This is a genomic window from Salinimicrobium sp. TH3 (assembly GCF_026676115.1).
GTDB lineage: Bacteria > Bacteroidota > Bacteroidia > Flavobacteriales > Flavobacteriaceae > Salinimicrobium.
Window position 1 is genome coordinate 1 of the sequence record NZ_JAPONB010000004.1, and the last position, 12224, is coordinate 12224.

Genomic DNA, 12224 nt, shown 5'->3' on the forward strand with positions numbered 1-12224 from the left:
CTCTTTATTCACCGGGAAATATTTATCCGCAAAGAAACTTATTTTTCACTTTAGACCCAACTTTTGAGATTGATCCCAAAAAAGCCCGTGCAGGCGGCAGCCTGCAGGCTTTGTTTTAGTTCCACCCCTTCAGGATCACCGACCGAAGGAAGGTAATCCTGAAGTTAGAGCTACGAAGGTAGAAATAAGAAGTCTTTCTGGGTTCATCACAAGCCAAAGGGCGATAAAGAAAAAGTTCTCGCTGCTCACAAAAAGAGAAGCCCTCCAAGCACAAATCTACCGACTAATACTATGTTGTGAGGCAGAATTGATAAATGCTCCACAATTTGCTGCAAAAAATCACCTGTTTACGCATACTCCCAGGCTTTTTGACGCAAAAATTACAACACAAATCGCTCCGTGTGTACTTTCTTCCCCTTTAATTTTGCCTCACATCTTTAGCGGTATAATTTGTTTATTTTGTGATAGAATGTTAAATAATTAGATCTTATTTTTGTGCCTATGGCTGAGACTCCCAGAAATGATGCCCGACAATTGCGGCAACTCAATTTCGACCTTGCAAATTATTTTTCCAATACAGTAATTCCGCAGCTGTTTGTTGATGCAGATCTCATTTTAAGGATCTTCACTCCACCAGCAATGAAACAATTTTCTTTAACATATGATCATGTGGGTAGCCATATCTCAGATATTAAGGATAACCTCCGTTATCCCCATGTTGTTGAGGATATTAGTGAGGTAATCGATAATCCAAATAATTCTCTGGAAAAAGAAGTGCAGACGACAGACGGCTACTGGTATCAGATGAATATTGTACCTTATATTGAATATGAGGAGGACGTCATTAACGGAGTTATCATCACTTTTACAGACGTTACAAAAAGACTGCTTGCTTTGAGAGAATCGGAAAAATTAAATTCTCAGTACGAGATCCTCATGTTTGCCTTAGCACATGATATAAGGCAACCTATCTCAACAATCTCCTTAGTTGCTGATGGATTAAAGATGGCTTCTTCACAGGACGGTTTTAGGCAGTTCGGCAAATGGGCCGACACCCTCAGAAAATCTTCTAGAAGTCTAAAAACTTTGGTTGAAGACTTTACTGCCGGTAAGGTAGGGGAGAGGGAAGAATCTTCCGAAGAAATGAAGCTGAACATTAAAGATATCTGCGAAGATATACTTCTCGCCCTTAAATTGGAGATTAGAAAGAAAAATATTAAGGTTACAACGGATTTAAAGATAGCAGAGATAACTTTTCCCAGGAGCAGTCTAAGAAGTGTGATCTATAATCTTATCCATAATGCCGTTAAGTTTTGCGATCCCGAAAAAGCTTCAGAGATAAATATAGCCACAGAGGAAATAGGAGATTTTGTTATCCTGTGTGTGCAGGATAATGGATTGGGTATATCATTTGATGATCAGAGACGTGTGTTCAAAAAATCTTCAAGATTACATAATAATATAAAAGGTACCGGAATGGGGCTCTATGTTATTAAACAAATGATTGAAGATTATGGTGGGCGAATAAAGCTAGAGAGTGATAAAGGAGAAGGAAGCACTTTTAAAGTCTTCTTTAAAAATCACAAAACAGCATAATCAGATAAAATAATCTTACACCTTTTTATATAAATTAGTACATTTAAAAGGCAATAAATATCATTCTAAAAGGTCACCTAATCGGTTACCTGGAGGATAGAAAAAAGAGAAAAGCACTGAATTTACTGGTATTACGGAAGATGCAATTAACCCTGCCACCCCGACAAAGCAAAGCCCTGCACGAAAGTGCAGGGCTTTTTTGTTGGACTTGGCGTGAGCTTGCTCACTGGCCGAAAGGACAACAAAAAAGCCCGTGCAGGCTTAAGCCTGCGGGGCATTGCTTTAGTTTCACCCCTTCAGGATCACCGACCGCAGGAAGGTAATCCTGAACATAGAAGTGGGAAGGTAGAATTACGAACTGATAATTCAAAATTTACTCGAGTTTTAAACTTTCTCATAAGCCGACAGGCCAACAAAAAAGTCCGTACAGGCAGGATTTTGTTTTTGTCTCATTCCACAAGGATCACCGGCCGCAGGGAGATAATCCTGAAGGTAGAAGAAGTAAGATCGAAAGACAAAGGAATTACCAATTTCCTAGTCCAGAGCCCACTTTTCAAGTTTTTCTAAAACAGAAGATTTATAGCTCCTGCTTATAGGTATTGCTTTTCCTTTAATTTCAAGATACTCATTGGTATAAGATTCCAAAGCAGATAAAGAAACAATAAAGGAGCGATGAGTGCGTATAAAACGCGACTCTGGTAGTTCTTTTTCAATGTTGCTCATAGTTTCCCTTATTACAATATTTTCTGTGCGGGTGTGGATCTTCAGGTAATCATTTAAGCTTTCGATATAACAGATTTCAGTAAAGTTTATTTTGATCATCTTACGGTCTGATCTTACGAACATGAAATCATTCTGCACCTCATTCTTTTCCTGCACCTGTAGCCGGTGGTTTTTAAAATGGATATTGTAAAAAGAGTTCACCGCTCTATACAGTCTATCAAAGGAAATGGGCTTTAGTAAATAATCTACAGCCTGGAGATCGAATCCATCTACAGCGTATTCCCTGTATGCCGTAGTGAAGATAATTTTAATATCCTTATTAATGGTGCGTGCAAAGGAAAGACCGGAAATTTCGGGCATATTGATATCCAGAAATATTAGATCCACCTTATGTGAATTTATTAATGTAAAAGCCTCGTTTGCTTTGACACAGGAACCCACAATGGTGATGTTGTCGATCTTTGACAAATGTTCTGCTATGATCTCTCTGGCTGTAGGCTCATCATCTACAATTATACACACAATTTTTTCAGCCATTTGGTAAGGTTTTTAAGTAATTTAAGGATAGTTGTGCTTCAAAAGAATTGGCATTCCTGTGAAGGCTAAGATCAAAATTGTTCCCGTATAGTAATTCCAGACGTTTTTCCAGGTTTGTTAGTCCTAATCCATGTTGCCGCCCTGAGTTTTCCATATCTTTAGTGGAATTTTTTACGTTAAACCACAGTTTCTCATCATCAATTGTAAGGTCAATTTGAATAGTCAATTTTCCATCTATAATTCCTCCATGTTTAAAGCTGTTTTCTACTAACGGAATGAGCAGCATAGGTGCAATATTTATATTTGTGAGCTCTGCAGGAAAATTCATTATCACAGATAAACTGTTCCGAAATCTGGTCTTTTCCAAGGCAATATAATCCTTTATATGGTCTATCTCGTTGTCAAGACTCACCCATGGCTTATCTACTTGATACAACAAATAATCCAGCAGGTTGGAGAGTTTAAGGATCATATCGGGGGTTTCTTCAGATTTCTTTAGAGCATGGCCATACATTGTGTTAAGGGTATTGAACAGGAAATGAGGATGGACCTGCATTTTTAGATAATGCAGTTCCTGTTCCTTAAGCTTTAACTGTGCTTCCAGGATCTTATTCTCCAGGGTTTTATTTTCAGCTTCAGAAGAATAATTCTGCTTCAGGAGGATGAAAGCACTTACAGCTACCACCACGAGATAAACAAGGGTCATCATAAAAAGGAGGCTTCGGCTAACGGCAGGCATTCCGCGGTAATTCATATTCATTATGAAAACTAATCCGTAAAATATGGAGATAACAATGGCAAATGCAGATATAATTAAAGTGTATAGGCTATAAAGACTGAACAACAGATATTTTTTTCGAAGCAGGAAGCCAGGTATAAGGTAATAGATTACTGTGTAAGTGGTAATCATAGTTACCGGAAGCAGGAAAATCGTAAAGGAACCGGTGTATTTGAGATCCTCATTAGAACTTCCAAGGAGGTAAGAGAAAAAAAGGAGCACCAACAGCCAGAAAAAGGCATGTAGCAAAATTTTTCTGAAAAAGAGATATAGGTACCGGTTTAGTGTCATAAAAGCTACAATATCTAATTTATTTGAGAATTATAACTTCTTTCTGCGATAAACGACCGGTTTAATGCCTTTTTTAACCGTCAGTAAAAAGAGTACGACCATTAGAAGTGCCTATGCCGTTAAAAAAGGGTTCTAAATCGTAGTTCACCTTTTTTTTCGGGCGACATCAGGAAAAGTCTATAGATTTGGCTAAACCAACTTTTAAAATACACAGTCATGACAGCATTAGCAATTCAACAGGAAGTTCATAGAAGTATTTTCGAGGAATTAGGAAGAAGAATGGAGGAAGGAGGATTTTTTATAATGATGTTGATATTAATAGTAGGGATCTTGGGGATTATACTGCTGGTGAGAGGCATTTATTTTGCCCGGAGCAAAAACCCCCGACTTTTGAAAATGATTATCCTTATCAATTCTCTCGGACTTTTTGCCCTGGTACTTGGAATTTTCGGGCAGTTAATAAAACTTATAAACACCCTCGACTATCTTAGTTCTTTTGAAGATACCACTCCCCGGGATTTCGCCGATGGTTTAAAAATGACCATGCTACCAACTCTTTTTGGCGCTTTTATATTTCTTGTGACCAGGTTTTCTACAATTATTTTAAACTGGATAAAACCACTTCGGGAAAATGACATTTGAAGGCCTGCTCTTTTTTAAAAAAATGTCACTTTACAATTTTAAATACATCATTATGAAAAATGCTTTTATTCCTGTACTCCTCCTTATGCTGGGAGGGCTTGTAAATGCACAGAACGTTCAAAGACTTGAAAAAGTGGACAGCCTGTTCAATATTCTTGAGTATAATGAAATGGCCATGGGAAGTATATCCATTTTTTCGAAAGGGAAAGAGGTCTACCAGCGTTCCATAGGTTACTCAGAGTTGGAAAATGCTTCGGAAGCAGATGCAGCAACCATCTATAGAATTGGTTCAATAACAAAAACCTTTACCGCCGTTGTGATCATGCAGCTAATAGAAGAAGACAAGTTAAAACCTGATACTTTTTTGCAACAATTTTTTCCGCAGATTCCCAATTCAGATAAAATAACCATTAACCATTTGCTAAGGCATCAAAGCGGTTTATTTAATGTGACAGATGATGAAGATTTCAGGTCCTGGATGCTAAAGCCTCAGAGCAGGGAAGACATGCTAAAGCGGTTCGTCAAATACGGAATTCTTTTTGAACCTGCGGAAAAAGCTCAATATTCCAATACAAATTATTTGTTGCTTTCGTATATAGCTGAAGATATTGAGGACAAAACATTTGCCGAAATTGTAGAGGAGAGGATGATTAAGAAACTTGACCTGGAAAACACCTTTTACGGAGGTAAAATAGACCCTGAAAATAATGAGGCTCGTTCCTATGTCAAATCCGAAAGTGCATGGCAGGTAACTCCCGAAACAGATATGAGCGTACCCATGGGTGCAGGAGGTCTGGTTTCGACACCCGAAGATCTTAATATTTTTTTCTACCATCTATTCGAAGGAGATCTGGTATCAGAAACTTCTTTAGAAGCCATGAAAAATACAGAAAATGGAATTGGTCCGGGGATTATGAAACTTCCGTTTAACAACATGGAGGTGTATGGCCATGGGGGCGGCATAGACGGGTTTTCATCTATTGCAGTTCATTTTCCCGGGCAGAAGTTAACTGCAGCATATACTGCCAATGCTTCAGATTATCCTATGCAGAACCTGTTCCAGGTTATAATTAAAATGATATTGGGTCTTGATTATGAACTTCCGGAAAGCTTATTGGCCGACTCCAAGCTTCAGAATTAAAGCCTGCTAAAAGCTCAATCTTTTAAACCATTTTTCCTCTTCCTCTCCTTTATGTATTTGTAAGATTTTAATAATCAAATATTTATAATTAATTTATGTAACAATTTTATCTTTACAAGTCTTCCACCGACTATTTTTGTATTAATGTTTAACTTCTAAATATTTAAATATGAAATCAAAAAATCCTGTTGTTTGGTTTGAAATTTATGTTGACGACCTTGAGCGAGCAAAGAAGTTTTATGAACACGTACTGGAGGTAAAATTAAATGAACTTCCATCGTCTAGTGACAGTAACGATGAAATGAAAATGTTGGCTTTTCCAATGGAAATGGAAGAGGATGGTGCAAGTGGAGCCCTGGTTAAAATGACAGGCGTTGGTGCAGGCGGAAATTCTACCATCATTTATTTTAGAAGTGAAGATTGTGCTGTTGAGGAAAAAAAGATTTCAAATGCCGGAGGAAAAATATTCAAACCAAAAATGTCAATTGGAGAATATGGTTTTATAGTTCTCGCATATGATACAGAAGGTAATATGTTTGGGATTCATTCTCAGGTATAAAAACCATTTAATAATTTGATTACTAATTAAATATTATTCTTCAAACAACATACTGGTTGTTCAAATCAAATTGAAATATTGTAAGTAGAAAATAGAACCATCTTAATAGTTCAAAAGAGATTAAATCCCGTACTACCGGTGACATTTGTTACCCCTTAAATACATGCTGTAGTTTACCTTTAATTGAGGTTCTCAATTAGAACCTTTTATAGTGTTAAACTAAAATAGGGGATTATGAAAAAAAATTTACTTCTGGTACTGTGGATTGTGCCGGTACTAATGCCAAACAAGATTTGGAGCCAGGTGAACGAATTTCCTTATCCGGAAGGATTCGAACAAACCTTTATGAACCAAAATGAAAATTTTATTCCCAACTGGTTCGGAAACTATGTCGACGGAACAAGAATTTTTCAGGAGGATATTTATACAAGAACTGGAGATCATTCTCTGGGGCTCTGGGCTGTAGTAGAAGAGGGAGAAGATGAGGAAGAGGTGGAGATCTTTACACAGGTTCATCTTGATCTTAGCGGTATGGAGAATGTCGCGGCCACGTTTTGGGTTGCTACACGTGCCACAGGAGCCATGAAACATGTCAAACTATTCATGCAGGTTTCAACAGATGGAGGCCTTAGTTTTGGGTCCAGAGTTCTTATGGGATCAGATCACCGTGGCTTCAACAATGTGGATTCCGATTTTAAAGAATTTGTCTTTGCCCTGCATCCTGAGGCATTTGACAACTCCAATGTGATCTTGCGCTTCCTTACCAAAGCAGGAGCCCGTAAAGGGACCGCTGCAAAGGTTTTGATCGATGATGTATATATCTTTGCGGCCGAGCATGATATATTTCCTCCGCTAGCCCTTGAGCCGAAGCCATTAAGTATAAATCAATTAAGCATTGAATTCAGTGAACCGGTAAATAACACTGCCCTCAACGTTTCTAATTATAGTTTGAATTCAATACCTGTCGAAGGGGTGGCTGAAATTTCACCTGAAGGAGATGTGGTTATCCTCAATTTAACTTCTCCCATTGCTATTGGAAAGTATTATGAACTTGGAATAGCCAATATTGAGGATTTGGCAGGTAATGTAATGTTACCAATGACCTCAGAAATTATTTACAATCCCCTGCAGGAAGGATTGGTGATCACAGAGATTATGTATGATGAACCTCCTGCAGAACATAATGACAATCTTGAATTCATTGAATTATATAATGTTACCGATGCGCCTATTGAACTGGGTGGTCTAAGGATCAAAGGAGGAATTACCAGTGGGCGCTTACCTGAATATACCCTTGAACCCGGCGCATATTGGATCACTGCCAAAAATGCCACAGTTTTTACCGATTTCTTCGGAATTCCTGCTTATGAATGGCACGGAGCGAATCTGAGCAATGACGAACCCGAAACGATTTACATTATTAACACCGATCATCATTCTGATGTTCAAATAGATCTGGTAACCTATAGTGTAGGTTCGCCATGGCCTGAAGGTGCTGCAGGCGGTGGCTATTCCATGGTGCTTTGCGATGCTACTTTGGATAACAACGACCCATTAAATTGGAGTGAAGCTACACAATTTGCAGGTACATATAATGAAAATAAAATCTATGCAAGTCCCGGAAAAGGTTGTTGTACTTCTGAAATTTTGGTGGATGCCGGACCGGACAAAATTGTATATACCGGTTTGCCAGAAAAATTTAGCTGTACTGAATTATCTGTAATAGTTTCGGGGGGAATACCTCCATACACCTACAGCTGGACTTCCTTACCTGCTTCAGGCAAACCTAAAGTGGAGGTTTGTCCTGCAGTCACCACAAAATATATAGTGACAGTCACAGATGCAGAAGGCTGCTCTGGTATTGATGAGATCACTGTTCTGGTGTCAAATATTTTAGGGAATGATAAAATTGAATTGTGTTATTCCGGAAGAACCTTAAGTGTTCCACCGGCTGCAGTAAAAAATTATCTTTCTAAAGGAGCTGAACTGGGATCTTGTGAAACGGTTACCTCAATTGCAGGTTTAGGAGAGGAAATGGTTGAGATCAATATTTTTCCAAATCCATCAACCGGTCCCGTAAATTTTTCTTTCAAGCCTCTTGTTCCGGCTGAGGCTGCTGCTAAGATTGTGAATTTCAGTGGACAAAATATGAGAACCCTATTTTCAGGTAAGGTGTTGGCCAATAGAGAATACAATTGTGATTTGAATGCCGGTACTTGGCCAGCCGGGATATACTTTTTTGTCGTAAAAACCGAAGGGCATACTTACTCACGACAGTTTATAGTAAGAAAATAGTTGAGCGGGTGTCTAAAAAGATAATTACAACCTGAAAACAGGCTGATCCCCAAAGGTAACTCCTTTATAGATTCACAGTGGTATTTGTTCCTTTTGAAGGTAACATAGGTCACTAAATATTCTTCATTTATTGAGTAGCTTAATTAGATAATTAAAATATGTGTAAAATGAAAAAGTTATTGATTTTATTGGCGTTTCTGGTCATTACCCCAACTATAAGTGAGGCTCAGGACCAGGTAAAAGATCAGGATCGGGATCAAACCAGACTCATGATGGTAGATGGGGATCTACTGCAGATTAGGGATCGGGATCAGGTTCGGTTGAAGGACAAAATTACCCTTAATGACGGTACGGTGCTTAGTACCAATGGTCGTTATGTAACAAGGGATGGTGATAAATTACGGTTAAGAGATGGGGAATGTCTCGACATGGACGGCGTTAAATACAATAACGAATACCAGTACAGGTTTAAGGTAATGCAGGAAAGTAAAGGGCTTTCTCAGGAACAAATGAGAGAAAGAAACCAGAACCGTACACAGTTCGTGATGATGGATGGTGAGGTTTATCAGGTAAAGAATCAGGAGCAGAGCAGGGTTCAAAATCAGTTAGCTCTCAATAATGGTGCAACGATTAATCCTGATGGCACCTATCAAATGAGGGATCAAAAACAACTAAGACTCCGGGATGGGGAATGTCTTAACCTGGATGGACAAAAATATCAGAATATTCTGCAGCACAGGAAAATGGTCATGCAGAAGAATATGAATAAACAAAAGAACATGAATAAACCGCCAATGCAAAAAAAGGTTCATAAAAATATGCAAAAGGGTGCTACTGCAGCCAATAAAAAAAGGAATAATTAAAAAGGATATGTAAAAGAGAGTTTTCCCGAAAACTCTCTTTTACATTTTTAACTGAAACATGAAAATTATTATCACATTTTTCCTGTTACTTATGGTGGTTCAGGGAAATCTAAAAGCTCAAACTCCCGAAGGGTCTACCTCAGATTTTTCCTATTTTCTTGGGGATTTAAGCTATATAAATGATGCTGTTTTTATGGGACGCAGGGATTCTATTGCAGCCCCATACGCTTATGCTTCAATGGGTTATTTTGACAAGTCGGGATTTTATGGAAACGCTTCCGCATCATATTTGGTTTCTTCGGCGGAAGAAAGATTTGATCTGTTCCTGATTAGCGCCGGATACCTTTTAACAAACAAAAATTTTACCGCGGGACTTTCAGGTACCAAATATTTTTTTGATGATGAAAGTTATAATGTCCTATCTGAAATTGAAGGAGACATTACTGGTTTGGTGAGTTATGATTTCAGGGTTGCAGAACTTACTCTTAGTGGAGCCAGTTATTTTAGTAGTAGCAGCTCTCCCGATTTTACAGTGAATTTGATGATCAATCGAAATTTTTATGCGATCAACAAAAAATTGGTAATTAGCCCAGTTCTTATTCTAAGCGCCGGAACCCAATACTTTTATGAAGAGTATTATAATACCAGCAGACTTGGCAACCGAAAAGGAGGGGGAAGCGGACAGCAGGGACCAGGAAATGGACCCGGCGGACCGGCCATGATGCAATCTGAAGTTATTAATGTGAGCATATCTGAAGCATCAGAATTTAATATCCTGAACATCGAAGCACAACTTCCTTTACAGTACTACTACAAATCCTTTATTTTTTCTTTCACACCTATGGTGTCATTTCCCCAAACCAGTGCTACAATTACAACAGAGAGTGCTGTTTACAAGGAAGACCTGGAAAGTGTTTTCTACTGGTCTGCCGGAATTAGTTACTGGATAAAGACTGGAAAGTAATTATAGTCAATTTCATTAAATCACTTTTATCATACCTAAAACAAAGGTGAGAAATAGCCCGCTGGTATTGCGGACCGACACTATTTTATTTAATTCTGAAATATGGTTGTTAAATCTACATTCATAGCGAAAATATAACCCGGGAAATTGATCTTGTTGAAGTAATCTGATAAGATTAAAAATTGGAATCGGGCAAGGGTAGAAGGAGATTAAATGAAAATATTAAATCAGGTTTATATTTCTTTTAGTTCTTCTTTTAATGAGCTCAATTACTTTATTTAATTTAAAGGTAATTGATTATAATGATGACTATAAGAAAAGGATAAAAGCTCATTTAAACGGCTTAGATCCAGTTGAGTTAATATTAATTGGTAAGTTCCTTTTTGGAAGAAATGGTCCAGAAGGATGGTTATTGGGAGAGCAATAAACCTTATTCTTTGAAATTACGAGGGAAATTTTTTGATTATCCCATTCATGTTTAAAATTTAATCCGGGATTTTACCAACCCCGGATTAAAGAATCTGTGCTATTAAAAATAAATAAGTTAATTATCTACGGCTGCTACCTTCTGCCACCTTGGTTGCCTTTGTCGCCGCTATTGCCGCCTCCGGCACCACTGTTGCCGCTGCCGCTGCCTTTTTGATCAGTTAGCTTAACATCTATGTAAGTTAAGTTATAGTCCGGAAGAATTCCGGTTATTCCACCGCCTGAATCAGGTTCCGCAGTTATGGTGATTTCTTCTCCTGCCTCTTTTGGCACTACAATGGTTAGTTCATCGAATTCAGTATTTAAGTCAGGAATGGGAGCATTAGAATCCAGGACAAAAGTAATTCTATATGTGCCTGCTCCGTCACCGGTTTTACGAGTCACCCAGTTGTACCCATAGATCACTTTTCCCTGTACATTGATTTCTGCACTATAACCAGAAGGCCCATCAATATTTTCCCATACTCCACCTTCAAATAGCGGTGTACTAATATCACCTTCCCAGGAGGAGGTAGTAGAATTCCAATTTAAAGAGGGAGGTTGATTTCCTGCTAATTCAGTGATCTTTTGTATCACAAGCTTAGCCATACCTGAATAGACTGTGGCAACAGGACTATCGTAGGTAACTGCCTGTGGTCCTGCTTCACTTCCTGTTGTTTGAGCGCCCCACACTTCTGTCAATCCAGACTGGCTTTCATCTTCAATTTTCATGGTATAAGCTTTCATGGGATAATCTAAAACCTTGGACAAAACTACTTCTACCCTAATTTGTGAACCATATGGCCAGTCTTTTGCTTCAAGATTATCCCCCCAGTCAATACTGCTTATGCTAAGCAATTCCAGGTCATTTGTTGGATTTGTTGCATCAATTGATGCGGTAAGAGGATCAAAAGATTCTGCCTGCCAGGTATTAAGAGGATCGTTTTGAACATAATAATCAAAGCCATCTGCAGTAAAGTAAAGCCCATTGAAGACATCTTCACCAAAAGTTCCGCGAAGCGGTTTTGTAAGACCATCCGACCAGATTACGGGAAATGATAGGTTATTTCCTGTTTTTTCAGCAGCGGGAGCCTTTTTTCCACCTGGAGCAGTAATAATAGCTTTAGCATCTAAGCTTTGGGTTTCAAGCTCTTCTTTTTCACATCCAGTAAAAGAGATCATGAGCACGGCAAGAAGTGCCGATTTTAAAATGGTAAGTCCTACTTTCATTAGATAATCATTTTTTATGGTTATTATTAATTATTATACATTAAGTTAAAGAACAGTTTATGGCTCCGAAATAACTAATACACCCTTGTGGAAAGACTAAAGTTCTTTAATTAAAGATTAAAATCACTCATTTTCAAACC

The 12224-nt window shown here is 38.2% G+C and carries 11 protein-coding genes; 8 read left to right on the top strand and 3 right to left on the bottom strand.

Going from position 1 to position 12224, the window contains the following annotated elements; all coding sequences use genetic code 11:
• Positions 1–501: 501 nt before the first annotated feature.
• Positions 502–1596, top strand: coding sequence for a sensor histidine kinase (locus OU683_RS07490; RefSeq protein WP_268136827.1), 1095 nt, complete (start codon positions 502–504; stop codon positions 1594–1596).
• A 534-nt stretch (positions 1597–2130) separates the two neighbouring features.
• Here OU683_RS07490 and OU683_RS07495 read toward each other — a convergent pair.
• The gene (locus OU683_RS07495) at positions 2131–2856 is read right to left on the bottom strand and encodes a LytR/AlgR family response regulator transcription factor (protein ID WP_268136829.1); all 726 of its coding nucleotides are present in this window, start codon (positions 2854–2856) and stop codon (positions 2131–2133) included.
• Positions 2849–3883, bottom strand: coding sequence for a sensor histidine kinase (locus tag OU683_RS07500; RefSeq protein WP_268136831.1), 1035 nt, complete (start codon positions 3881–3883; stop codon positions 2849–2851). Before OU683_RS07500 ends, OU683_RS07495 begins: the two co-directional genes overlap by 8 nt.
• A gap of 258 nt (positions 3884–4141) precedes the next feature.
• Between OU683_RS07500 and OU683_RS07505 the strand changes: the two genes are divergently transcribed.
• From OU683_RS07505 to OU683_RS07535, 7 genes are all read left to right on the top strand, one after another.
• Positions 4142–4567 (top strand): MotA/TolQ/ExbB proton channel family protein, encoded by a 426-nt coding sequence (locus OU683_RS07505; protein ID WP_268136833.1) that lies wholly within the window; start codon positions 4142–4144, stop codon positions 4565–4567.
• A 52-nt stretch (positions 4568–4619) separates the two neighbouring features.
• Positions 4620–5708, top strand: a complete 1089-nt coding sequence (locus OU683_RS07510; RefSeq protein WP_268136835.1) for a serine hydrolase domain-containing protein — start codon at positions 4620–4622, stop codon at positions 5706–5708.
• 169 nt (positions 5709–5877) lie between these two features.
• Positions 5878–6267, top strand: coding sequence for a VOC family protein (locus OU683_RS07515; RefSeq protein WP_268136837.1), 390 nt, complete (start codon positions 5878–5880; stop codon positions 6265–6267).
• Between the two features lie 234 nt (positions 6268–6501).
• Positions 6502–8562: a lamin tail domain-containing protein gene (locus tag OU683_RS07520; protein WP_268136839.1), complete on the top strand. Its 2061-nt coding sequence runs from the start codon at positions 6502–6504 to the stop codon at positions 8560–8562.
• A gap of 167 nt (positions 8563–8729) precedes the next feature.
• Complete coding sequence (locus OU683_RS07525; RefSeq protein WP_268136841.1) at positions 8730–9425, top strand: DUF6799 domain-containing protein; 696 nt, start codon at positions 8730–8732, stop codon at positions 9423–9425.
• 58 nt (positions 9426–9483) lie between these two features.
• A complete protein-coding gene (locus OU683_RS07530; protein ID WP_268136843.1) occupies positions 9484–10389 on the top strand; it encodes a hypothetical protein in 906 nt (301 codons plus the stop codon).
• Positions 10390–10648: 259 nt separating this feature from the next.
• Positions 10649–10816 carry a hypothetical protein gene (locus tag OU683_RS07535; RefSeq protein ID WP_268136845.1) on the top strand — a complete coding sequence of 56 codons (168 nt, stop codon included), beginning with the start codon at positions 10649–10651 and terminating at the stop codon, positions 10814–10816.
• A 134-nt stretch (positions 10817–10950) separates the two neighbouring features.
• Here the strand turns inward: OU683_RS07535 and OU683_RS07540 are convergent, their stop codons facing one another.
• Positions 10951–12084, bottom strand: a complete 1134-nt coding sequence (locus OU683_RS07540; RefSeq protein ID WP_268136847.1) for a hypothetical protein — start codon at positions 12082–12084, stop codon at positions 10951–10953.
• Positions 12085–12224: the final 140 nt, after the last annotated feature.